General features: G+C 65.8%; 21 protein-coding genes and 1 riboswitch. Of the genes, 9 read left to right on the top strand and 12 right to left on the bottom strand.

Translation table 11 applies throughout. The features are described from left to right. Window positions 1-12 precede the first annotated feature (12 nt). Complete coding sequence (locus OOB33_RS07170) at window positions 13-1,182, top strand: serine hydrolase domain-containing protein (protein ID WP_271008170.1); 1,170 nt, start codon at window positions 13-15, stop codon at window positions 1,180-1,182. A gap of 531 nt (window positions 1,183-1,713) precedes the next feature. Here OOB33_RS07170 and glmS read toward each other — a convergent pair. Continuing rightward, on the bottom strand, window positions 1,714-3,585 hold the full coding sequence (gene glmS, locus OOB33_RS07165) for a glutamine--fructose-6-phosphate transaminase (isomerizing) (RefSeq protein ID WP_271008169.1): 1,872 nt from the start codon (window positions 3,583-3,585) through the stop codon (window positions 1,714-1,716). Window positions 3,586-3,769: 184 nt separating this feature from the next. Between glmS and OOB33_RS07160 the strand changes: the two genes are divergently transcribed. Then, a complete protein-coding gene (locus tag OOB33_RS07160; RefSeq protein ID WP_271008168.1) occupies window positions 3,770-4,258 on the top strand; it encodes an Lrp/AsnC family transcriptional regulator in 489 nt (162 codons plus the stop codon). 83 nt (window positions 4,259-4,341) lie between these two features. On the opposite strand, the gene OOB33_RS07155 is transcribed toward OOB33_RS07160, so the two are convergent. From OOB33_RS07155 to OOB33_RS07115, 9 genes are all read right to left on the bottom strand, one after another. Continuing rightward, window positions 4,342-5,370, bottom strand: coding sequence for a trypsin-like serine protease (locus OOB33_RS07155; RefSeq protein ID WP_271008167.1), 1,029 nt, complete (start codon window positions 5,368-5,370; stop codon window positions 4,342-4,344). Window positions 5,371-5,667: 297 nt separating this feature from the next. Further along, a complete protein-coding gene (locus tag OOB33_RS07150) occupies window positions 5,668-6,837 on the bottom strand; it encodes a trypsin-like serine protease (RefSeq protein ID WP_223696823.1) in 1,170 nt (389 codons plus the stop codon). 245 nt (window positions 6,838-7,082) lie between these two features. Next, the gene (locus OOB33_RS07145) at window positions 7,083-8,264 is read right to left on the bottom strand and encodes a class I SAM-dependent rRNA methyltransferase (protein WP_102768239.1); all 1,182 of its coding nucleotides are present in this window, start codon (window positions 8,262-8,264) and stop codon (window positions 7,083-7,085) included. A 38-nt stretch (window positions 8,265-8,302) separates the two neighbouring features. After that, window positions 8,303-9,853, bottom strand: a complete 1,551-nt coding sequence (locus OOB33_RS07140; protein WP_102768240.1) for a hypothetical protein — start codon at window positions 9,851-9,853, stop codon at window positions 8,303-8,305. Between the two features lie 30 nt (window positions 9,854-9,883). After that, window positions 9,884-10,903: a tyrosine recombinase XerC gene (locus OOB33_RS07135; protein WP_102768241.1), complete on the bottom strand. Its 1,020-nt coding sequence runs from the start codon at window positions 10,901-10,903 to the stop codon at window positions 9,884-9,886. Next, a complete protein-coding gene (locus OOB33_RS07130) occupies window positions 10,878-11,612 on the bottom strand; it encodes a DUF484 family protein (RefSeq protein WP_102768242.1) in 735 nt (244 codons plus the stop codon). The genes OOB33_RS07135 and OOB33_RS07130 overlap by 26 nt, the downstream gene beginning before the upstream one ends. After that, entirely contained in the window at window positions 11,609-12,478 is an 870-nt protein-coding gene (gene dapF, locus OOB33_RS07125) for a diaminopimelate epimerase (protein ID WP_271008166.1), read from the bottom strand. Before dapF ends, OOB33_RS07130 begins: the two co-directional genes overlap by 4 nt. 36 nt (window positions 12,479-12,514) lie before the next feature. Beyond that, on the bottom strand, window positions 12,515-13,402 hold the full coding sequence (locus OOB33_RS07120) for an LpxL/LpxP family acyltransferase (RefSeq protein WP_271008165.1): 888 nt from the start codon (window positions 13,400-13,402) through the stop codon (window positions 12,515-12,517). Continuing rightward, entirely contained in the window at window positions 13,403-14,329 is a 927-nt protein-coding gene (locus tag OOB33_RS07115) for a lysophospholipid acyltransferase family protein (RefSeq protein WP_271008164.1), read from the bottom strand. A 177-nt stretch (window positions 14,330-14,506) separates the two neighbouring features. Between OOB33_RS07115 and metK the strand changes: the two genes are divergently transcribed. Further along, window positions 14,507-15,685, top strand: a complete 1,179-nt coding sequence (gene metK, locus OOB33_RS07110) for a methionine adenosyltransferase (protein ID WP_271008163.1) — start codon at window positions 14,507-14,509, stop codon at window positions 15,683-15,685. 307 nt (window positions 15,686-15,992) lie between these two features. Here metK and OOB33_RS07105 read toward each other — a convergent pair whose 3' ends face one another. Together OOB33_RS07105 and OOB33_RS07100 are read right to left on the bottom strand one after the other, a co-directional pair. Further along, window positions 15,993-16,364, bottom strand: coding sequence for a response regulator (locus OOB33_RS07105; protein WP_102768247.1), 372 nt, complete (start codon window positions 16,362-16,364; stop codon window positions 15,993-15,995). Window positions 16,365-16,456: 92 nt separating this feature from the next. Continuing rightward, window positions 16,457-17,422, bottom strand: a complete 966-nt coding sequence (locus OOB33_RS07100; protein ID WP_165794596.1) for a chemotaxis protein CheX — start codon at window positions 17,420-17,422, stop codon at window positions 16,457-16,459. A 179-nt stretch (window positions 17,423-17,601) separates the two neighbouring features. Between OOB33_RS07100 and OOB33_RS07095 the strand changes: the two genes are divergently transcribed. The 6 genes from OOB33_RS07095 (at window position 17,602) to OOB33_RS07070 (ending at window position 23,696) form a co-directional block, all read left to right on the top strand. Next, on the top strand, window positions 17,602-18,264 hold the full coding sequence (locus OOB33_RS07095) for a DUF2238 domain-containing protein (protein WP_271008162.1): 663 nt from the start codon (window positions 17,602-17,604) through the stop codon (window positions 18,262-18,264). 11 nt (window positions 18,265-18,275) lie between these two features. After that, window positions 18,276-19,379: a DNA glycosylase AlkZ-like family protein gene (locus tag OOB33_RS07090; protein WP_271008161.1), complete on the top strand. Its 1,104-nt coding sequence runs from the start codon at window positions 18,276-18,278 to the stop codon at window positions 19,377-19,379. A gap of 80 nt (window positions 19,380-19,459) precedes the next feature. Beyond that, a riboswitch (S-adenosyl-L-homocysteine riboswitch) is annotated at window positions 19,460-19,582 on the top strand. A 132-nt stretch (window positions 19,583-19,714) separates the two neighbouring features. Continuing rightward, complete coding sequence (ahcY, locus tag OOB33_RS07085; protein WP_102768251.1) at window positions 19,715-21,151, top strand: adenosylhomocysteinase; 1,437 nt, start codon at window positions 19,715-19,717, stop codon at window positions 21,149-21,151. Window positions 21,152-21,302: 151 nt separating this feature from the next. After that, window positions 21,303-22,079 carry a TlyA family RNA methyltransferase gene (locus tag OOB33_RS07080; RefSeq protein ID WP_271008160.1) on the top strand — a complete coding sequence of 259 codons (777 nt, stop codon included), beginning with the start codon at window positions 21,303-21,305 and terminating at the stop codon, window positions 22,077-22,079. Further along, on the top strand, window positions 22,076-22,921 hold the full coding sequence (gene metF, locus OOB33_RS07075) for a methylenetetrahydrofolate reductase [NAD(P)H] (RefSeq protein WP_171828223.1): 846 nt from the start codon (window positions 22,076-22,078) through the stop codon (window positions 22,919-22,921). The genes OOB33_RS07080 and metF overlap by 4 nt, the downstream gene beginning before the upstream one ends. Before the next feature lie 148 nt (window positions 22,922-23,069). Continuing rightward, a complete protein-coding gene (locus OOB33_RS07070; protein ID WP_171828222.1) occupies window positions 23,070-23,696 on the top strand; it encodes an OmpW/AlkL family protein in 627 nt (208 codons plus the stop codon). Window positions 23,697-23,815 lie beyond the last annotated feature (119 nt).

Below are 23,815 nucleotides of genomic sequence, written 5' to 3'. Positions count from 1 at the left end.
ATGAGCCCTGCCATGCCCATCCGCTCCAATCCGCCCTCCGCCTTGCTCCGATTGCTCGCGCTCCTGCTCGCCTGCCATGCGCCCGGCCATGCGCAAGCCCACCCGTCCAACTCGACGGCCTTGCTGCACAGCTACTTCTCGCAGTGCCATGCGGCCCAGGTCTGCAATGGCAGCTTCCTGGTCGCCCGCGGCGGCAAGGTGGTCTATGACGGCGCATTTGGCGAGGCCGGCATCGATGGCCAGGGTGCCCTCAGCACCGCTCACGCCTTCGACATCGGCTCGGTCAGCAAGCAATTCACTGCCGCCGCAGTCCTGCGTCTCGTCGATCAAGGCAAGTTCAAGCTGGACGACAGCGTAGACCGCCATCTGCCGAGCTTTCCGTACCCGCGCATGACGCTGCGGCAGCTGCTGAACCACAGTGCCGGCGTGCCGGATGCGATGGCCCACTACACGCAGCTGCTACGCAGCGGCAAGGTCGTCGCGCCCCTGCTGGGCGAGGACCTGGTGCAGGTGCTGGCGGCTTCGAAGGCAGTGCCGAAGTTCGCGCCCGGCGAACGCTTCGAGTACAGCAACACAGGCTACCTGCTCCTGGCCCGAGTGGTGTCGCAGGTTTCTGGCCTGTCGTTCGCAGACTTTCTGAAGCACGAGTTCTTCGACCCGCTGCGCATGACGAACACCCGCTTGCGCATGCCTGACAACGAGGCCGGCATTGCTGCCCGCGCCTACGGCTTCCGGCTCACAGCCGATGGCCAGCGCCGAGCCCAAGACCAGATTCCCGGCTTCTACCTGCAGGGGGCGGGTGGCATCTACTCCACTGTGGGCGACCTACTGATCTGGTCGCGGGCGCTGCGCAGCGGGCTGGCGATGTCGGCTGGCGCCTGGCGCGAGGCCACCACACCAACCCGCCTGACAGACGGTAGCCAGATCCCCTATGGCTTGGGATTCGGCCTGCGCCCCTCGGCGCTGCAACAGCCGCGCATCGCGCATGGTGGCCATTGGCGTGCCTTCAAGGCCGAGCTTAGTCATCTGCCCGTCCAGGACATCGACATCGTCCTGCTCAGCAACAACGGCGAGGACAAGGGCATCGACGCCACCAGCCGGGCGGTCGAGGCCATTCTTGCCGGCCAAGCATACGAGCCGGTGCAGAGCCCTGTCCCCAAGGCCTTGCCCGAGAGCCGTTGACCGCTACAGCAGCCGAAGCGCAAGTCGGCCTGGGGTACTGACCGCACTTCAGTTCGCAGGCTGCGCACGGCAGCAACCGCTGCAGTGACAACCCTCAACCCTGGATTTGTACTTTGGCTTTGGGCACGTTGCGGACGACCGCGACGCTTGGGCCTACGGCTGCAAAGGGACGCTTTGAGCCGAGCACCATCTGCGAGCGCGTTCGTTCGGGCCGTCTTGCACGACCAGCCTTGCTCGGGCGACCGGACCTGGTGGGATCGGTCGAGGGACGTTTGATGACCGGTGTCCGTCGCCCCCGCCTTTCAGGCCTCTGGTGGCGAACGTCTCAGATCAACCTGTTGCAGCCCGTGCAAACAAATGCTGCAACTTCACAGGGCGGAAGTTCAGCCGAGCTGACGCCAAAGCTACTCTCGCGAGTTCAGCCACCGATCACCTGGACCGGCATTGATCCCACAATGCAAAGAACGCCCGACGAACCTAATTTTTATCCGACGAACTTTGTTTTTTGGCGTCAAAAACTATACCTAACGCTTATTCCACCGTGACCGACTTGGCCAGGTTGCGAGGCTTGTCCACATCCGTTCCACGTGCGCAAGCGGTGTGATACGCCAGCAGCTGCAGCGGGATCACGTGCAGGATGGGGCTCAGGGCGCCGTAGTGTTCGGGCATGCGGATCACGTGCAGACCCGGCTCGCTTTCGATCTGCGTGTCGCCGTCGGCGAAGACGTAGAGCTGGCCGCCGCGGGCGCGGACTTCCTGCATATTGCTCTTGAGCTTTTCGAGCAAGGTGTCGTTGGGCGCCACGGTGACGACGGGCATCTCGGCGGTGACCAGGGCCAGGGGGCCGTGCTTGAGTTCACCGGCGGGGTAGGCCTCGGCGTGGATGTAGCTGATTTCCTTGAGCTTCAGGGCGCCTTCCAGGGCGATCGGGTAATGCAGGCCGCGGCCGAGGAAGAGTGCGTTTTCCTTGCGGGCGAATTCTTCGCTCCAGGCGATGACCTGGGGCTCCAGCGCCAGCACGGCTTGCACCGCCACGGGCAGGTGGCGCAGAGCCTTCACATGCTCGGCTTCCTGCGCTTCGCTCAAGTGACCGCGGGTCTGGGCCAGGGCCAGGGTCAGCAGGAACAGACCCACCAGCTGGGTGGTGAAGGCCTTGGTCGAGGCCACGCCGATCTCGGCACCGGCGCGGGTGATGTAGGCCAGCTCGCACTCGCGCACCATGGCGCTGGTGGAGACATTGCAGACGGTCAGCGTGTGCTTCATGCCCTGGGCGCGGGCATGCTTGAGTGCGGCCAGGGTGTCGGCAGTTTCACCGCTCTGGCTGATGGTCACCACCAGGGTGCGCGGGTTGGGCACGCTGTCGCGGTAGCGGTACTCGCTGGCGATCTCCACGCTGGTGGGGATCTTGGCGATCGACTCCAGCCAGTACTTGGCGGTGGAGCCCGAGTAGTAGCTGGTGCCGCAGGCCAGGATCAGCACCGAATCGACTTCCTTGAAGATGCCGTAGGCGCCGTCACCGAAGAGCTCGGGGCTGATGCTGGTGATGGCTTCGAGCGTATTAGCGATCGCCGTCGGCTGCTCGAAGATTTCCTTCTGCATGTAATGGCGATAGGGGCCCAGCTCGGCCGCGCCGCTGTGGGCGTGCACCGTGCGCACCTCGCGCTGCTGCGCTTCATAACGGCCGGTTTCAGCGTTCAAGCGGCTGATCCAGAAACGGCCCAGCTGCAGGTCCACCACATCGCCCTCTTCCAGGTAGACGATCTGGTCGGTCACGCCGGCCAGGGCCATGGCGTCGGAGGCGACGAAATGCTCGCCATCGGCGGCCTCCATGCCCACGCCCAGCACCAGGGGTGAACCCTCGCGCGCAGCCACCACACGGTGCGGCTCATCACGGCAGAACACGGCCACGGCGTAAGCGCCCTTGAGGCGCGGCAGGGCTTGCTGCACGGCCTCCAGCAGATCACCTTGGTAGAGGTGGTCGATCAGGTGGGCGATGACTTCAGTGTCGGTCTGGCTGGTGAAGACATAGCCGCGGGTCTTGAGCTCGGCGCGCAGTTCGTCGTGGTTCTCGATGATGCCGTTGTGCACCAAGGCAATGCGGCCGACGCTGTCGGAACCGGCGCTGGGGCCATGCGAGAAATGCGGGTGGGCGTTGTGCACGGCGGGGGCGCCGTGGGTGGCCCAGCGGGTGTGGGCGATGCCGGTGCCGGAGGCGATGCCGTCTTCGGCGGCCAGGCCGGTCAGCTCGGCCACGCGCGAGGTGCTGCGGGCGCGCTTGAGCCCGCCGTCCTGGTGCACCGCCACGCCGCAGGAGTCATAGCCGCGGTACTCGAGGCGCTTGAGGCCCTCGATCAGGATGGGGACGATATTGCGCTGGCTGACGGCACCGACGATTCCACACATGACTCTGGTCTCCTGAAGATGTTGCGGCGCTCCGTCGCTGAGGACCTGAGCACGCTGCATGAGGTTGCAATGGAGCGCATCGTAGGCACAGGATTGAAATCATTGCTTTCAATTTTTCAATCAGATTGAAATAATCAATCACCCATCATGTTGTGCGACAACATATTTCACGGAATGAATTGAAATGAACGATTCAATCGAGTCATTGAGCCTGGACGCCACCGATCTGCGCATCCTGGAGCTGCTGCAACAAGACGCCTCGCTGTCCAACCAGGACCTGGCACAGCAAGCCCATGTCTCGCCCGCCACCGGCCTGCGCCGGGTCAAGCGCCTGCTGGACAGCGGCATCATCGAGCGGCGCGTCGCCCTGCTCTCGGCCGAGAAGCTGGGCGCCGGCCTGAGCGCCATCGTCGAAATCACGCTGGACCGCCAGGGCGCCGAGCATCTGCAGGCCTTTGAAGCCCGTGTGCTGGGTGAAGCGGCGGTGCAGCAGTGCTACCAGGTCTCACCGGGGCCGGACTTTGTGCTGATCCTGCAGGTGCCCGATATGGCGGCCTACCAGGCCCTGGTGCTGCGCCTGTTCACGCAGGATGCCAATGTGCGCAACGTCAAGGCCTTTTTCAGCGTGCGGCGCGGCAAATTCGAGCCACGCATTGCCCTGCCCAAGCTCTGAAGCCCGTCACCCCACCAAAGCCAGGCGCCCAGAAAAAAGGCGACCCGAAGGTCGCCTTTCCTGTCGCCTGTGTCGTGCAGTGATCAGGCCTTGCGGCGGCGCACGCTGGCGCCCACGGCCAGCAGGCCCAGGGCCATCAAGGCATAGGTCTGCGGCTCGGGCACGGCCGTGATGGAACCGATCCATTCGGCATGCGAGAACACGGCCGTGGACGCAGCCAGGTCGCCGAAGCTCGAGTTGGTGCCAGCCAGGGCATCACAGTCTTCCACGCCGAGCGCGGCATTGCAGGCACCCCAGCCCCAGGAATGCACGCCAGCCAGCAGCCAGCGGTTGTTGTCGGCATCCCAGACGAAATCACCGCCGCCGGAGTCACCGCCGGAGATTTGAGCCTCCAGGCCTGCACCCAAACCGGTGCTGCTGGTCCAGCCCGTACCCCAGGCGGCACCCAGGCGCGCGATGGCGTTCTTGGCGTTGCTGCCGTTGTCAAAGTCGCTGATGTACTCGACACCGAATGCACCCTGATCTGCCACGTCGATGGTGTTGTAGCCGTAGTGCGCCTTGCCCCAGTCGAAGCCGCCGCTGTTGCCGGTGGCACCGGTACCGGTCAGGCCATAGCCTGCCAGCAGGAAGTCTTTCTTCAGATCGTTGCTGGTGCTCAGGGCGAAGCCGTTGATGTCGGTGACGGCCTGGTCCAGCTTGACGATGGCGATGTCAGCGCCGGTGCCCAGGGCACCAGTCCAACCGCTGTGCACCCAAGCCTGGACCACATTGCGAGTCACGGCGCCTTGCTTGAAGTCCACCGTCATCGAGTTGAAGTTGTCGGCGCAGTGTGCAGCGGTCAACACATACTGGCCGCCAGCCAGCAGGGATCCCGAGCAGATCCAGCCGCCTTGGTCATTGGAATAGAGCAAGCGGGCCACGCCATCGAGCGCACCGCTGTCAGCGCCGGGTTGCAGGACCCAGGAAGCCGGGTTGCCGGTGGAGACCACCAGAGCCTCTTTGCCGACGAAGTAATCGCTGGCAGAGGTTTGCGCCATGGCCGATGCGCTGGCCGTCAAGGCCACAGCGGCGGCGATCAGGCCGCGCTGCATGCGTGTGGAGGGGTGGTTCATAAAAAAGTTCTCCTCGAAGACTGTGTCTTTGTGTTGATGCGCGGAAGGGTGAGCACAGGCCATGAGCCCTCGTCGCCCAAGGCCCGCACCTCGCCTCCTGTTCGGAAGCGCGAGCCCGTGTGACCGCGCCGTGAATATGCCATGAGCCCAAGGCGCCATGCCCCCCGGATCACGGGCCGGGACAAACCCGGATTGCCCTCTGCGCCTCCATGACAAGCGCATGAAAAAAGCGACCCGAAGGTCGCTTGTTTGAGGCCCGAAACCCAGGCCGCGGCCCGGGCTTCGAGGCGGCCATGCTCAAGCCTTGCGACGGCGTGCAGCGGCGCCCACAGCCAGCAGGCCCAGAGCCATCAGCGCGTAGGTTTGCGGCTCGGGCACGGCGGTGACCGAAGCGATCCATTGGCCATGCGAGAACACCGCGGTGGAACCGGACAGATCGCCATAGCTGGCGCTGTTGTTCATGGCGTTGTCGCAACCGCTCAGACCCAGGAAGTCGCAGGCACCAAAACCATTCGTGGCATTGCCTTGCCAGCCCCAGGAATGCACGCCGGACAGCACCCACTCGGAGCCGTTCCAGACAAAGTCGCCGCCACCCGAATCGCCACCGGCGATCAGGCCTTCAACGCCGCCTTGGCCCAGATCGCTGCTGAACTGGTTGCCGGTGGCGTCGGCGATGCGTTGCAGGGTGTTGTTGGCTGCGGTGCCACGATCGAAATCGACCATATAGGTCACGCCATGGCGGTAGTAGTCGGGGTTGTAGCCCCAGCCCGCGCCCAGGGTGTCACCCACGGCCTTGTTGAAGGTCTTGCTGTCGACGTCAAAGGTGTTGAAGGCGTAGTGGCCGTATGCGCCATCGTTCCAGTTGGTGCCGGAGTTGACGTTGGCGTTCTGGGTCGTGCCGTAGCCGGCCATGATGTGGGTCTTGCCGACATCGTTGGTGGTGCTCAGCTTGTAGCCCTGGATGGTGGTCACGGCCGCATCCAGCTTCAGGATGGCGATGTCCGAGCCGTTGTCGGCCGAGTTGTTGAAGCCCTGCCAGGCCGGGTGCAGGATGGCGTCGCCGACGGCGACGTTGCGGGTCACGGTGGCCGTGCCATTGAACCAGCCGAACTGCACCTTCATCGAGGTGAAGTCATCGGCGCAATGCGCCGCGGTCAGCACATACTGGCCACCGGCCAGCAGCGAGCCGGAGCAGCCATAGCTGCCGCCGCCGCTGGTGGTGAAGCTCAGACGGGCCACGCCGTCCAGCAGGCCGGCCACGCCGGCAATGCTCTGGCCGGGGGCGAAGCGCCAGTTCGAGGGCGAGCTGGTGTTGCCGGTCAGCGGGTCCAGATTGCCCAGGCCGCCCACGCTGCTGGGCAGGCTCTGGTTCGGCGCCTGCTGATTGCCCAGTGCCTGTGCGCCGCCGGCCATGGCCAACAAGGCGGCCGCCGCGATCCAGTGAAGAGTTGCTTTGTTCTTTGCCACGCTGAGTCCCTCTCGATGCTGTGCTTCTGTCTTGCGACGATCTGTCCACCCTGTTTGTGCTCTTCGGCTTCTGGCCGCGGCGGGTGGATGGTTTCGGGTTGGTTTCAAACAAACCCAGGTCGTGAATATGGCACGGCTTCCCAGCCCTTCACCCCCTTCAGCCGGGGCAGGAATTTCCACTAAGGGAAACCACCAGGAAGCGCGCCGCCGCCCTGCGAAGCGCACAAAGAGCAGCGGCGCAGGCCTCAGCTTTTCAGGATCAGCAAGCCTTTGAGGTACTCGCCCTCGGGGAAGCAGATGGTCTGCGGATGGTCGGGCGTGGCGCCGACGCGATCGAGGATGAAGCCATCGGCCTCGGCATCCAGGCCCGCACCGGCCACGATCTTGTGGAAGAGATCCGGGCTGATGCCACCCGAGCAGGAGAAGGTGAAGAGCACGCCACCCGGCTTGAGCAGGCGCAGGCCGAGGCGGTTGATGTCCTTGTAAGCGCGGGCGGCGCGCTCGGCGTGGGCGGCCGTGGGCGCGAACTTGGGCGGGTCCAGCACGATGGCGTCGAACTGCCGGCCTTCTTTCAGAAAACCGCGCAAGGTGGCGTTGACATCGGCATCCAGCGCCCGGTGCAACTCGGGCGCAAAGCCGTTCAGCGCCACATGGGCCGTGGCGCGGGCCAGGGCCGGCGCCGAGGAGTCCACGCTGACCACCTCCTGCGCCCCGCCCGCCAGCGCCGCCACCGAAAAGCCACCGGTGTAGCTGTAGCAGTTCAGCACAGACTGGCAGCCGTACTGGCGCACGGTGTCGGCGAACTTCTTGCGGTTGTCGCGCTGGTCCAGGTAGTAGCCGGTCTTGTGGCCCTCGGCCACGTCCAGACTCAGGCGCCACTGGTGTTCGCTGATCGTCACTTCCGTGGCGCCCTCGCCACGCAGCCAGCCGGTCACCTGGGGCAAGCCCTCCAACTCGCGCACCTGCGCATCCGATCGCTCGAACAGGCGGCTCAGGCCGGTGGCGGCCAAGAGGTGGTCGGCGATGACCGCCTTCCAGCGCTCGGCGCCGCTGGACAGGAACTGGGCCACCAGAGTGTCGCCATAGCGGTCGACGATCAGGCCCGGCAGGCCATCGGCCTCGCCGTGAACCAGGCGCAGCGCATCGGAGGCAATCGGCAGGCGTGTGCGCACCGCCAGGGCACGGTCCAGACGCTGGCGGAAGAAGGCAGCGTCAATGCGCTGGCCTTCGTCAAAGCTCCAGGCACGCAGGCGAATCTGAGATTGCGGGCTGAACGCCGCCCAGCACAGGAAGGCGCCCTCGGCCGACTCGACCCGCACGGTCTCGCCCGCATCGGCGCTGCCGCGTGCGATCGAACTCTCAAACACCCAAGGGTGACGGCGCTGCAGCGAGCGCTCCTTGCCGGCACGGATGACGATTTTCTTCATCGCTTCGCTTTCTTCTTTGGAAGTGTGGATGCCGCGGCTCAGCGCGTCAGGCTGCCAAAGGCATAGCCGATCGAGACATTGAGCAGGCTGGTGCTTTGCTTGTCGCCACGCAGGCTGCGCCACTGGCCCAGGCCCACGCGCAGGCGCAGGCGCTCTTCCTGGCCCAGATTCAGCTGGGTCCAGGCCTCGCCCTGCGCCACGGCGCCGCCGGCCACGGCCACCCCGCCGCCGCCGGCCGCGCCGGCCATCAGCTCGGCGCCCACGCTCCAGCGCGGCTGGGCCGCCCAGGGCCGCGCTTGCACGCCCAGACCCACCAAACCATAGGAATAGGCGCCAGCCGAGCCCCAGGCCGCACTGCCGGCCTGGCCGATGCCGTAGACATGGGGCGTCAGCTCGCGCGTCATCATGAGGCCCAGCTGGGTGATGGACTCCTGGCGGCCATCCTTGAAGCGGACCTTGCCCAGGTGTTGAACGCTGGTGAACAGCTGCTGGGTACGCACCACGCCGGGCTTGCTCTCCTCCATGCCCCAGGCATTGAAGCTGGGCGGGCGGTCCAGCGGCAGGCTCAGGCCCAGGCGCACAAAGCCGGACTTGAAGTTGCCGGCGGTGGCGCGGGCCAGGCCGGCGTCCAGGCGAACGCTGGGGCCCCAAGGGGTTTGCCAACGCAAGCTGGGGCCGGCGCGCAAGAGCCAGCCGCTGCCGGTGTCGATATTGCCGCCACCCCCCAGACCCACGGCCAGTTGGCCGCCCAGGCGCAGCGAGGGGTGGCCAATGGCCCAGTCCTGGCCCGCATTGGCCAGCACTTCCATATAACCATCAGCGCCGCCCTGGGCCGCGCCCGACGCTTCCACACCCCACCAACTGCCCTCGGCGATGTAGTGGCGCAGATCGGCGCCGGCCTTGCCCATGCGGGCCGTGCTGGCCACACCACTGCGGTTGCGCGTGCCGGCACGCGGCTTGTAGAGGCCGCCTTGCACGGTGATCTCGTCAAAGCCCAGGCCAGTGCGCTGGGTGGAGCGGCCGAAGCGTCCGGCATCGGTGGGTGCAAAGCTGCTGAAGCTGGCGGCACGGCCGAGAACAAAGCCGATGCTGCTGCCCTTCACATTGCCACTGGGGAAGCTCACATGGCTGAGTGCCACGCCCGAATACCAGGCCCCCGCTTCGGTGCGCAAGGACAGCTCGGGCCGCAGCATCAGGCCACCGCCAAAACGCACCTCGGACGAGCTCAGGCCACCACCCGCGCCGGCGTACAGACTGGCCGCCAGATGGGTGTTCTGGCCCAGGCGCCAGCGTCGCTGCGCGGTCAGGCCGACCGTGAACACGCCGCCGTAATTGCCTTTGGCGGCACCGTAGACGCTGGGGCCAAAACCCCAGTCTTCATCGATGGCCATCAGATAGCTGCCGCCCAGCAGGGCGATGCGCTTGCCGGTGGGCAGGCGCAGCGGTGTCCAGTTGGCCTCGATGGCTGCCGGGCGGGTTTCGCTGATGCGAGCCAGCACCGGTGCCTCGCCATTCGGCTGGGTGGTCTGTGCAGCCGCATTGAAAGCCAGCAGAGCGCCGGCGCCGATCCAGGCAAAAGTTGTGGACATGGTTGAGAAACGGAAAAGAAAGACGGTGAACTAGGGCTTGTCGGACGGCGCGGCCTGCTTCTTGGCGCGCGGGTGGGCGCTGTCGTAGACCCGCGCCAGATGCTGGAAATCCAGCTGGGTGTAAATCTGCGTGGTGGTGATGTGGGCATGACCCAGCAGCTCCTGCACCGCGCGCAAATCGCCACTGGACTGCAGCACATGGCTGGCAAAAGAGTGGCGCAGCATGTGCGGATGCACATGGGTGGGCATGCCCGCTGCCAGCGCACGCGCCTTGAGCCGAAGCCGGATCTGCGAGGCACCGAGGCGAGCACCGCGCGGGCCGACAAACAGCGCCGGCTCCTGCGCCGCAGCCAGCTGCGGCCGCAAGGCCAACCAGGCCCGCACGGCCTGCAAGGCGGCTTGGCCGATGGGCACGGAGCGGCGTTTCGCGCCCTTGCCCAGCACATGAGCCTCGGCCGACTCCAGATCCAACCAGCCGCGCGCCTGCGGGCCAGCGCAGGCATCCAGCCCCTCCAGCTCGCCCACGCGCAGGCCGCAGCCGTAGAGCAGCTCGACCAGGGCATGGTCGCGCGCCTCCAGGCGCGGGTCTTGCCCGGCGCTGTCGTCGCGGTAACTGGCCAGTTGCACGGCATCATCCACCGCCAAGGCCTTGGGCAGGGGCTTGGCCGATTTGGGTGGCCGCAAGCCATCAAAGGGGTTGAAGGCCACGCGCCCTTCCCGGCCCAACCAGCGGTAGAGGCCCCGCCAGACCGAGAGCAGCAAGGCAATGCTGCGCGGCCCCAAGCCAGCCCGTCCCTCGCTGGATGCATGCAGACGCGCCGCCCAGCGCCTCGCCTGCGCGCTGCTCAGTTGCAACAGATCAATGCCCGCATCCTCGGCCAGAGCCTGCAAGCGGCGCAGGCCATCGGTGTAGATCACCAAGGTGCGCGCTGACAGGCGGCGCTGCACCCGCACATGGTCGAGATAGGCCTGCAGCAAGGGCGCCAGCGGCCCCGCTTCGGCAGGCCGCTCGGAGGCTGCCGCGTCAGTCGGCCTGCGCTGCGGGCTCATCAGCGGCGGGCGCCGGTGCGGCTGGCAGCCAGCGGGCCAGGGCCGCGCTGGCGATATCGCCCACGCGGGTCAGAAACTCGGTGCCCATCTCGGCGGTGTAGCGGGTCGGGTCGGGCGAGCCCAGCACCAGCAGGCCAAAGCTGCGCGCCGGCGTGCCGTGTTGCAAGGGAATCAGGGCCAGGGAGGTGGCGCCGCCCTCGCTGCCATCGGCGGCCTGCAACCAGCCCGCCGCTTCGAAGCCCGAGTTGACGCCGCAGTAAGGCTGGCTCAGGCTGGAGGCAAAGCTCTTCACATCGGTGCTGACCGGGCGCGCGCATTCATGCTCGGCAAAGGCCGCATCCACACCCCAGAGTCGCAGACCGGCTTGCGGGATCAGAAACTGGTGGCGCAGCTCTTTCAGCAGCACGGCCGGCAGCTCGGCCGTGGCCACGGTCAGCATCAAGGCCTGGGTCCAGCGGTGCAGGCGGTCGGCAATGGCCACGTTCTCCTGGCCATTGCGGATCATCTCGATGATCTTCTGCTCCAGGCCTTTGATCTTCTCGCGCAGCATTTCGGCCTGGCGCTCTTGCAGGGACACGGCGCGCGCACCATGCGGGTGGCTCAGCTGCACCTTGGCCAGCAACTCGGCGTGGCGCTCGAAAAAGCTGGGGGTGCGGGCCAGAAAGTCGGCGATGTCCTGCTCGGTGACGGTGGGGGCTTGGCTGCTCACAGCGAGATCTCTCCTTCAAACACGGTTTGCGCCGGCCCGGTCATGATGACCGGCGCGTCCAGGGCCGCCGATGACGCACCGGCGCCAGCCCATTCAATCTTCAAATCCCCGCCGCGGGTCTGCACCTCGACGGCCGCATCGAGCAAGCCCAAACGCATGCCAGCCACCACGGCCGCACAAGCGCCGGTGCCGCAGGCCAGGGTCTCGCCGGCATCGCGTTCGAACACGCGCAAGCGCACGGCCGAGCGCGACACGATCTGCAAGAAGCCGACATTGACCTTGCGCGGGAAACGCGCATGGGTTTCGACCTGGGGGCCAAGCTGCGCCACCGGGCTTTGGTCCACATCGTCCACCAGCATCACCGCATGCGGGTTGCCCATGGACAGCACGCCGACTTCAACGCCAAGATCCGCCAGCGGCCAGAGCTCGAAACCTCCTTGCAGCCGCGGGCTCAGGCCCTCGGCATTGAAAGGCACGCGGGCCAGCTCGAAGATGGGCGCGCCCATGTCAACGCTGACCCGGCCATCGTCGCGCAGATGCAGCTCCAGGCGCTTGTTGACCGTCTCGACCGTGATGCTGCGCTTGGCCGACAGGCCTTTCTCGTTCACATAACGCACAAAGCAGCGGGCACCGTTGCCGCAGTGCTCCACCTCGGCACCGCTGCTGCCGTTGAAGATGCGGTAGCGAAAATCCACGCCAGGCGTGCTGCTGGACTCGATCACCAGGATCTGGTCGCAGCCGACACCAAAGCGGCGGTCGCCCAGGCGCTGCAGTTGCGCGGGGCTGAGGGTCAGGACTTGCTGGGTCGCGTCGATGACACAGAAGTCATTGCCCGCGCCCTGCATCTTGGTGAAGCGCAGGTTCATCGCGGCATTATCAGGCCAGGCCGCCGCCCGCCCGGCTCAGTACAGAGAAGCTTCGCCCTCGGGCCGGGTCTTGAAACGCTTGTGCACCCAGAGGTACTGGGCCGGATTCTCGCGGATGCGCGCCTCCAGCCAGGCGTTGAGCGTGCGCGCATCGGCCTCCAGATCGCCGCTGGGGTAGCCGGCCGGCGCCTCGAAGGCCTCGATCAGATAGCCCTGACCGCCCGGCTTCATGGTCACCACCAGGGGCTGCACCGTCATGCCCATGCTGCGCGCGATCTTGGCCGGGGCCAGCAGGGTGCAGGCGGGCACGCCGAAAAAGGGGATGAAGGCCGAGTCCTTGGCACCGAAGTCCATGTCCGGCGCGTTCAAGAAAGCATAGCCCTCGCGGATCAGGCGCAGCACCGGGCGGATGCCGTCGTGGCGATCCACGAACGCCGTCTTGCCGAAGCGGGCGCGGCCGGCCAGCAGTTGGGCGTCGAACACCGGATTGCTCTGGCGCGAGTACACATCCACGCCGGGGCAGGTCTGGTTCAGCATCAGGGCCGGCGCCGCCCACTCCAGGCCGGCGAAATGCGGCAGCAACCACATTACCGGGGTCTCGGCACGCTGGGCCAGCTGGATGTCGCCCTTGATCGTCATCAGGCGCTGCAGGCGCTCGGCCGGGGCGAACCAGAGCAGGCCGCGCTCCAGCACGCTGCGGCCCATCCAAGCGAAATGCTCGCGCGCCAGGGCCAGGCGCTGGGTCGCGCTCAGCTCCGGAAAACAGAGCTCGATATTGCGCAAGGCGATGCGCCGGCGCGAGCGGGCCGCCCACCACAGCAGCCCCCCCAGGCCGCGGCCCAGGGCGGCCAGCAGCGGCAGCGGCAAAAAGTGCAGCAGCCAGAGCAGGCCGACCAAGAATTTGGCGCCCCAGATGGACAGCATTCAGCGCTCCGACTCAACAACAGGACCGGCTGCAGGTCCAGCCGCTGGCGCCGGCACGGCAGCCGGCGCAGCGCCGATGTCCAGGCCGCGTGGCTGCTTGTAGCGGTGGTAGCCCCAGAGGTACTGGCTGGGCGCTTGGAGAATCAGCTCTTCCATGGATCGATTGATGTGCAGGGCGGCCGATTCTGGCGTCAATTCACGGCCGATCTCGGGGCCGGGTCGCACATGCACCACGAAACCCTGGCCTTTCTCTAGACGCTCGCCCCAAATCAGCAGGGCACGCGCGCCGGTCTGTTGCAGCAGGCGGCTGGCCAGGGTCATGGTGTAGGCCGGATGGCCGAAGAACGGCGCCCAGACGCCCAGGCCCTCAGGCGGCACCTGGTCGGGCAGCAGGCCGATGGTGTGGCCCTGGCGCAGAGCACGGATCATTTGCCGCACGCCGGCCAGGTTGGCCGGCGCCGTCTCCAGGCCCGGGCGGCCACGCGAGCCGTCCACCACCTCGCGCAGCCAGGCCTGGCGGGCCGGGCGGAACAGCACGGTGATGGGGGCATTGGCACTTTCAGCAAATCGCTCGGCATAGGCCTGGGCGCAGATCTCGAAGCAGGCCAGGTGCGGCGTCATCAGCACCAGACCACGCCGGTCCTGCAAGGCCTGCTCGATCAGCTCGGCGCCGTCCCAGCGGACGCGCTCGCCGAGCGGCGTGCCCGGCGGGCGCAGCCAGAGCCAGGGCAGCTCGGCAATCATGCGCCCCGCCGCCGCCACGCCGCCGCGCACGGCCGGCCAGGCCAGGCCGGCCTGAGCCACATTGGCGCGGTAACGGCGCCGGTAGGTCGGCGAGGCCCAGAAGGTCAGCCAGCCCGCCATCGCGCCGACGGCATGGAGCAGACGCAAGGGACATTTAGAAAGAAGGCGAAGGAGCAGGAACATATTTCTATAATCAGCGCATCGCCGAGTTACTGAACAACTTGCGGGGCGATGCGGGCTTTATTCATGTGATTGAAGTCCCGCCGGGCAGCGATGCTCAACAAATGCTGCTAAAGCGTTCGCCGCGTCTCCAAACCAGACAGTCCGGCAACGCCGTCGAACTATCAAAGGAGTGTAAAAGTGGCGAACGATTTTCTCTTTACTTCGGAATCGGTTTCTGAAGGTCACCCGGACAAGGTGGCTGACCAGATCTCTGACGCGATTCTCGACGCAATCTTCACCCAAGACCCCTTGTCGCGCGTGGCAGCCGAAACCCTGACCAACACGGGTCTGGTGGTGCTGGCCGGTGAAATCACCACCAACGCCCATGTGGATTACATCCAGGTGGCGCGCGACACCATCAAGCGCATTGGCTACGACAACACCGAGTACGGCATCGACTACAAGGGTTGCGCCGTGCTGGTGGCCTACGACAAGCAGTCGAACGACATCGCCCAGGGCGTGGACCGCGCCAGCGACGACCACCTGAACATCGGCGCCGGCGACCAAGGCTTGATGTTCGGCTACGCCTGCGACGAGACGCCCGAGCTGATGCCGGCACCGATCTACTACGCCCACCGTCTGGTCGAGCGCCAGGCGCAGATGCGCAAGGACGGCCGCCTGCCCTTCCTGCGCCCGGACGCCAAGAGCCAGGTGACCATGCGCTATGTGGACGGCAAGCCGCACAGCATCGACACCGTGGTGCTGTCCAGCCAGCACGCCCCCGAGATGAGCGACGGCGCCAAGATGAAGCCCGCGTTCATCGAGGCGGTGATCGAGGAGATCATCAAGCCGGTGCTGCCCAAGGAATGGCTGAAGGACACGAAGTACCTGATCAACCCGACCGGCCGTTTCGTCATCGGCGGCCCGCAAGGTGATTGCGGCCTGACCGGCCGCAAGATCATCGTCGACACCTATGGCGGCGCCTGCCCGCACGGCGGTGGCGCATTCTCGGGCAAGGATCCGAGCAAGGTCGACCGCTCGGCCGCCTACGCTGCCCGTTATGTGGCCAAGAACATCGTCGCCGCCGGCCTGGCGCGCCAGTGCCAGATCCAGGTCGCCTACGCCATCGGCGTGGCTCGCCCCATGAATGTGACGGTCTACACCGAAGGCACTGGCGTGATCAGCGACGACAAGATCGCCGCCCTGGTCAACGAGCACTTCGACCTGCGCCCCAAGGGCATCATCCAGATGCTGGACCTGCTGCGCCCGATCTACGCCAAGACCGCCGCCTATGGCCACTTCGGCCGCGAAGAGCCCGAGTTCACGTGGGAACGGACCGATAAGGCTGCAGCACTGCGTGCTGCAGCTGGGCTGTAAGCCCACCTCGCGCCAGCGAGGCATCGGTTCGTGGGCGATGCTCATGTTGCACAGCAACGTGAGCAGAGACCAACGGACTGACAAAGCGGCTGCGCTGCGCGCAGCGGCTGGCCTTTAAGGGCCAGAGGACGCCGAAGGCGAACCCGCCGCTTTGGGGCTTTGCTCATATCGCGCAGCGATGTGAGCAAAGACCACAAAGCTGTAGCACTGCGTGCCGCGGGTGGGCTGTAAAAGCCAGCGAACACCGAACCAACAAAAAGGCCGCTCCGGGATCCCCGGAGCGGCCTTTTTTCTTGGCCTACGCGCTTCAGCTCAAGCCGCAGAATTTCTTGAACGGGGCCAGCACCGCATCGCCGCGGAAGGGCTTGACGATCCAGCCGGTCACGCCGACATCCTTGCCGCGCGAGCGCATGGCGGGGTTGTCTTCGGTGGTGAGCATGATGATGCGCACATCCTTGTTGCCCAGCTCCTTGCGGATCTTCTCGGCCATGGTCAGGCCGTCCATATTGGGCATATTGACATCGCTGACGATGAGCTTGATGCCGGGGTCGCTGCGAAGCTGCAGCAGGCCATCGCGCCCATCGGTGGCCACGGCGACCTGAAAGCCGTTCTGGCTCAGGTAACCGGCCACGATTTCGCGCATGGTGTTGGAGTCGTCAACCACCAGAACATTCGCCATCTTGCTTCCTCCTCGCGCCAACCTCGAGGGTCACGCTGGGCTTGATTGATTGATTGAGTATGTAAAAGATTGGGCTAGGGCTTTGGCCGCGCTCAAAAGAGTTCCAGCTCGCCGGTGGGGCCGACCTCGGGCGCCTCGGCGTCGAACTCGGCAAACTCATCGGGCGACCAGTGCAGATTGAAGATGAAGCGCTGCACGATCATCAGCGGCGGCAGGCCCGGCCGGAAGGGATCAGAGAGCTGGTAGCGGATGCACAGCTGTGGGTCCTGCGAGCCAAAGGAGATGTATTTGTGCTCGTGGTTGATGACGATGGGCACCTGGGTCTGCTGGTTGGCAAAGGCCTTGGGCGGGATGTAGCGGTTCTTGAAGGCGCCCCAGATCAGGTTGGTGGTCTCGCCCAGCATGTGGTTGAGCTCGCGAAAGTTCAGATCACCACCGATGCCCGCGTAGCTGAAGCCCTGGATCAGGCCCTGGCGCAGCGCGCTTTCCTCGGTCTGCAGCATCATGTAGCCGCGGCACCAGGTGCTCTCGATGGCGATCAGGGTGGAGACCTCGCCGTGGATGATGCGATCGTGCACCACATAGGGCGACTCGGACACCACCAGGGCATTGGGGAACATGGCGGCCAGGGCCGAGCGGGTCAGCTCGACGATGCCGTAGACCAGGCGCGTCGGGTAGCGCAGGCTGAAGATGGAGTACTCGACTGCGGCCTTGAGGTGATCCAGATCGCCGGTGTTCCAGCGGTGGCGCACCACTTTTTCTTCCTCGGGCGTGAGCGGCCGGTCGGTGGTGCGGCGCAAAAAGATGGGCAACTCGGGCCGCAGCTTGTGGATGGCGCGCGCCAGGTGCAGACCGTCCTCGCCCTCGCAAGGCAGGTCTTCTGCCAGCAGCACCCCGCCGAGGTCCTTGTTCTGGGCCAGGGTGGCCAAGGCATCGGCTGACGAGCGGGGAAAGGCCATCAGGCCCACGGACTGGCAAAACTCGGTCAGCACCTGGTACTGCGCGGCGTCATGCTCCAGCAGCAGTACCTTGGCTTCAAGTTGGGTGGTTTCGGTCATGATGCGTCCACGGAAAAGCCATCCTGGCCTGCACGCAGGCCGACACCGCCCAGTGGCCCGGGCGTTCTCGGTTTTCGGCAGCCGGCGGCAAAGGTTGAGGGCAATTGCAGGCCGGGGATCGCACAGCAGCCCAGGTTTCACCTGACGCCCCCGCCTCGGGCGGCGGCCACAATGCCGGCATGCCTGCTGTACCCTCGTCCCGTTCGACCCCATTCACCCCGCCGGCGCAGCTCAGCGCCACGCAGCTGGCCCTGCTGGCCGGGCTCAATCTCGCCGTGCTGGCCTGGAGCCGCCTGGGTGCCTTCGATGCCGCCACCTGGTGGATGGAGGTGGCGCCGGTGCTGCTGGTCTGGCCGCTGCTGCTGGCCACGCAGCGGCGCTTCCCGCTCACGCCCTTGCTGCTGGGCCTGATCTTTGTCCACGCCCTGATCCTGATCGCTGGCGGCCACTACAGCTACGCCCGCGTGCCCCTGGGTGACTGGCTGCGCGAGATGCTGGCCCTGGGCCGCAATCCCTACGACGGCCTCGGCCATCTGGCGCAAGGCTTCATCCCCGCCATCGCAGCACGCGAGCTGCTGCTGCGCAAGACCGGGCTGCAGCCCGGCGGCTGGCTGTTCACCGTGGTGACGGCCTGCTGCCTGGCCATCAGCGCCATCTACGAACTGATCGAATGGGGCGCCGCGGTGGCCCTGGGTCAGGGCGCCGATGAATTCCTGGGCGCCCAGGGCGACCCCTGGGACACGCAGAAAGACATGGCCCTGGCCTGGCTGGGCGCCATGCTGGCCCAGCTGCTGCTGGCGCGCGCCCATGACCGCGCGCTAGAGCGCCTCGCGCAGAACTGACACCAAAGCCCATGCCCGCCGCCGCCCTCACCCTGACCCTGCCCGATCTGCGCCGCTACGCCGTGGCGCGCAGCCTGTTCAAGCCCACCAGCCTGCCCCAGGCCATCCAGCGCCTGGGCTTTGTCCAGGCCGACCCGATCCGCGCCCCGGCGCGGGCGCAAGACCTGACCCTGAGGCATCGGGTCAAGGACTACCGCGCTGGCGATCTGGAGCGCCGCTACACCCGGCTGGCGGTGGAAGAGGATTGCCTGGTCAACTACGGCTTCCTGCCGCGCGAGCACCTCAAGCTCATGCATCCGCGCAGCGCCAAGCGCGCCTGGGACGCCAAGACGCGCGCTCAGGCCGAGGCCATCCAGGCCTTTGTGCAAGCGCAGGGCCCCTGCCACCCGCGCGAGATCCAGCAGCATTTCAATCTGGGCTCCACCCGCAATGCCTGGGGCGGCAGCAGCAATGCCACCACCCATTTGCTGGACGGCATGCATTACCGAGGCCTGCTGCGCGTGCAGCAGCGTGAGCAAGGCCAGCGCATCTACAGCGCCGTGGCCCACACGCCCGATCCGCGCACACCGCACGAGAAAGCCCAGGCCTTGCTGGACTTGGTGCTGGCCAAGTACGCACCCTTACCTTCGCGTAGCCTGGGCCATTTGTGCAGCCTGCTGGGCTATGGCGCGCCGCATCTGCGCGGCGAACTGCGCCAGGTGCTGGCCCAGGTACGCAAGACTTGGCCCCAGGCCCAGGTCGAGGGCCAGACCTGGTTCTGGCCCGAGGGCGAGAACCCCGGCTCCAAGCGCTGGAAGCTGGACGAGGCCGTGCGCCTGCTGGCCCCCTTCGACCCCGTGGTCTGGGACCGCCTGCGCTTCGAACAATTCTGGGGCTGGGCCTACCGTTTCGAGGCCTACACGCCCGCGCCCAAGCGCAAGCTGGGCTACTACGCCCTGCCCCTGCTCTGGCGCGGCGAGGTGATCGGCTGGGGCAATGTCAGCAGCGCCGAGGGGCGCTTGCAGGCACAGCTGGGCTATGTGGCCGGCAGGGCGCCCCGCGAGCCCGGCTTCAGCGCCGCGCTGGACGAAGAACTGGCCGCCATGGCCCGCTTCCTGGGTGTGGATACCCCCTGAGACCTGAACTCGGGCCGGGATTGGCGGGAAAACCCGGCCTGTTCCAAGCGCGAAAGTGGCGCTTGCGACTAGAATTCGTCCGTTCCGAGGAGCGTTGCAACCTGCCGGTCTGGCTTCAGACCCCCAGGCCAGGCTCGGAAAAATTTGCACAGCGGCCTCGTCATCCCCTCGGCCCTGTTCATTGGCAACCGCGCTCACCCGCTGACGTCCTTGCGTGGGTGAACGGTTGCATGCATCAAACCAGGGTTCGGAGCACCGAGCCGGTTTTTTTCGTCCTCCCCCTCCTCCAGGCAATGAATGCAGCGGCTTCATATTTCGCATGAAGGAGCTGATCCATGACCGCCCAAACCACCACCTCGCTGGCCGCTGACCAGTACCACATTGCCGATCTGTCCCTGGCCGCCTGGGGTCGCAAGGAACTGACGATTGCAGAGAGCGAAATGCCGGCGCTGATGGCCATTCGCAAGGAATACGCCGCCACCCAGCCGCTCAAGGGCGCCCGCATCACCGGCTCGCTGCACATGACCATCCAGACCGGCGTGCTGGTCGAAACCCTGCAAGCGCTGGGCGCCGAAGTGCGCTGGGCCTCGTGCAATATCTTCTCGACCCAGGACCATGCTGCCGCCGCCCTGGTGGCCCGTGGCACGCCGGTGTTCGCCTACAAGGGCGAGACCCTGGAAGACTACTGGGACTACACGCACCGCATTTTTGAGTTCGCCGGCAAGGGCGAGCCAGGCGAAGGCCCGAACATGATCCTGGACGACGGCGGCGATGCCACGCTGCTGATGCACCTGGGTCAGAAGGCCGAGAAGGACCTGTCGGTGCTGGACAAGCCGGGCAGCGAAGAAGAGCGCATCCTGTTCGCCGCCATCAAGGCCAAGATCGCTCAAGACCCGACTTGGTACACCCGCAAGAGCGCCGAGATCATCGGCGTGACCGAAGAGACCACCACCGGCGTGCTGCGCCTGAACGAAATGGCCGCCAAGGGCAGCCTGCTGTTCCGCGCCATCAACGTCAATGACTCGGTGACCAAGAGCAAGTTCGACAACCTCTACGGCTGCCGCGAATCGCTGGTGGACGCCATCAAGCGCGCCACCGACGTGATGGTGGCCGGCAAGATCGCCGTGGTGGCAGGCTACGGTGACGTGGGCAAGGGCTCGGCCCAGGCCCTGCGCGCCCTGTCGGCGCAAGTCTGGGTGACCGAGATCGACCCGATCTGCGCCCTGCAAGCCGCCATGGAAGGCTACCGCGTGGTGACCATGGAATACGCGGCCGACAAGGCCGATATCTTCGTCAGCGCCACCGGCAACAAGAACGTGATCCGCTACGAGCACATGGCCGCGATGAAGAACAACGCCATCGTCTGCAATATCGGTCACTTCGACAACGAGATCGATGTCGCCTCGCTGTCCAAGTGTGGCTGGGACGAGATCAAGCCGCAGGTCGACCACGTCATCTTCCCCGATGGCAAGCGCATCATCCTGCTTGCCAAGGGCCGTCTGGTGAACCTGGGCTGCGGCACGGGTCACCCGAGCTATGTGATGTCGTCCAGCTTCGCCAACCAGACCATCGCCCAGATCGAGCTGTTCGCCCACAAGGACGCGTACGACATCGGCAAGGTCTATGTGCTGCCCAAGCATCTGGACGAGAAGGTGGCCCGCCTGCAGCTGACCACGCTGAATGCGCAGCTGAGCGAGTTGAGCGATGAGCAGGCGGCGTACATCGGGGTGCCCAAGACCGGCCCCTTCAAGCCCAACACCTACCGCTATTGATCGGCGGAGGGCTACTGCGCGGCGCTCATGCGTCGTTGGGCGGTGCTCGGAATCCTCAGGTACCCCAAGTACCTTCCGGTTCCTGCGCTCCGTCCGCCTAGCCTGAGCACCGCTCGCTACGCCCTGGCAAGACCGAGTTTCCTTTTCACCTATGCGCGCTGATCAACTGTTAGTTTCCAAAGGCCTGGCGCCGACTCGTTCGGCGGCGCAGCGGCTGATCACGGCCGGCGCGGCGCAGTGGCGGGGGCCCAAGGACTGGCAGGCGATCCGCAAGGCGGGTGAAGAGTTGCCGGAGCATTGCGAGCTGCGCGTCAGCGATGACGCGGAGTTGCGCTTTGTTTCGCGCGGCGGGCTCAAGCTGGAGGGCGCGCTGCAGCAAAGCGGCCTGGATGTGAGCGGGCTGACGGTGCTGGACATGGGCCAGAGCACCGGCGGCTTCACCGATTGCCTGCTGAAAGCGGGTGCAGCCAAGGTCGTGGGCGTGGACGTGGGCCACAGCCAGCTGCATGAACAGCTGCGCCAGCATCCCCAGGCGGTGGGGCTGGAGCATCTGCATGTACGCGAGCTGACCGGCTCGACCCTGGTGCAGCACGCGCCGCCCGAAGGCTTTGCCCTGATCGTCGGCGACCTCAGCTTCATCTCCATGCTGGGGGCCTTGCCGCATCTGGCGGCCTGGCTGGCGCCCCAGGGTCAGGTCTTGCTGCTGGTGAAGCCGCAGTTCGAGCTGGGCAAGAAAGCCTTGGCCCGCGGCGGCCTGGTCAAGGACGCCAAGCAATACCCGCTGCTGGAAACCCAGGCCCGCCAGGCCGCCCGAGATCAGGGCTGGCAGGTGCTGGGCTATTTTGAGAGTGCCATCACCGGCGGTGACGGCAACAAGGAATTTTTCCTCTGGGCGCAGGCGCCAGAGCATGCGAAAGACAAGCCATGAGTACTGCAACACCCCGCGTGCCCGTCAGCTTCGAGTTCTTCCCGCCCAACACCCCGGTGGGCACCGAGAAGCTCAAGACCGTGGTGCAAGACCTGAGCGTGCTGAATCCGCATTACTTCAGCGTCACCTACGGCGCCGGCGGCTCCACCCGCGAGAAGACGCTGAGCACGGTGATGGACATTGCGGCCGCTGGCTATGAGGCCGCACCGCATCTGTCCTGCGTGGGCTCCACGCGCGAGAACATCGCCGAAATTCTGGCCACCTACCGCGCGCAGAACATCCGCCGCGTGGTGGCCCTGCGCGGCGATCTGCCCAGCGGCACGGCCACCGCCGGTGAATTCCGTTATGCCTCGGAGCTGGTCGCCTTCATCCGCGAAACTCAGGGCCCGGACTGGCAGATCGAAGTGGCCGCCTACCCCGAGTACCACCCGCAGCAGCGCTACGCGGCCAAGGACCTGCAGCACTTTGCCGCCAAGATGCGCGCGGGCGCCAACTCGGCCATCACGCAGTTCTTCTTCAACCCGGACGCCTACTTCCACTTCGTCGACGAAGTGCGCAAGCTGGGCGTGGACGCGCCCATCGTGCCGGGCATCATGCCCTTCCACAACTACGCCCGCATCGCGCAGTTCGCCGCACGCGACGGCATCGAGATCCCGCGCTGGGTGGCGCTGAAGATGGAGGGCTATATGGACGACGCGGCGAGCATCCGCGAGTTCGGCCTGGAGGTGATGACGCGCGTCTGCGAGCGCCTGATCGCCGGCGGTGCGCCCAGCATCCACTTCTATACGCTCAATCAATCGGCGCTGACGCTGGCGTTGTGCAAACGCCTCGGCCTCGGCTGAGTTTCTTGCGTCAGATCAATTCCAAACGGCCCTCCTCGCGAGGGCCTTTTTGCATTTGCGCCAGATCAAGGGTTAACCCCTTGCGCAGCGATTCAATGGCTTCCATCGGGAACAGATTTGATTGATCCCATACCTAGGAAGCCAAAAAATGATCTCCAAGACTTTTGCTCGCACCGCCGCCGCCGCCCTGGCTCTCGCCACCCTGGCTGGCGCTTCCTTCAACGCCGCCGCCCAAGAAAGCCCCTGGCTGATGCGCGTGCGCGCCGTGAACCTGGATTCGGCCAACAAGGACAGCACCGGCCTGGGCCTGACCGTGAACAACAAGGTCATCCCTGAAGTGGACTTCAGCTACTTCGTGACCCCGAACTTCGCCCTGGAACTGATCCTGACCGTGCCGCAAAAGCACACCCTGAAGTCCAAGGGCACCGACATCGGCTCGCTGAAGCACCTGCCCCCGACCCTGTCGGCCCAGTACCACTTCAACCCGACCGGCGGCTTCCGCCCCTACGTCGGCGCCGGCGTGAACTACACCAACTTCTCAGCCGTGAAGTTCGACGCCGCCGTGGACGCTGCCCTGCATCCCAGCATCAAGCGCAACAGCTACGGTCTGTCCTTCCAGGTCGGCGCTGACATCGAGCTGAGCAAGAACCTGTACCTGAACGTGGACGTGAAGAAGGTCCAGATCGGCACCAAGGTCTACTCCAGCGGCACCGAAGTCGGCAAGTTCAAGGTCGACCCCACCCTGGTCGGCGTGGGTCTGGGCTTCCGCTTCTAATTCGGCGCCCACCCAGACAGATTCACGCTGTCATCTCCAACGCCACTCTCAACGGTGGCCGCGTCTGAGATCAAGACGCCATGCCGCTGCAGCTTGAAGAAAGCGCAGCGGCTTTTTTC

Source organism: Paucibacter sp. B51, assembly GCF_027863535.1.
In the GTDB taxonomy this organism is placed as follows: Bacteria; Pseudomonadota; Gammaproteobacteria; order Burkholderiales; family Burkholderiaceae_C; genus Paucibacter_A; species Paucibacter_A aquatilis.
Note: the sequence above shows the minus strand (reverse complement) of the source record. Positions and strands in the feature narration are given on the sequence as shown.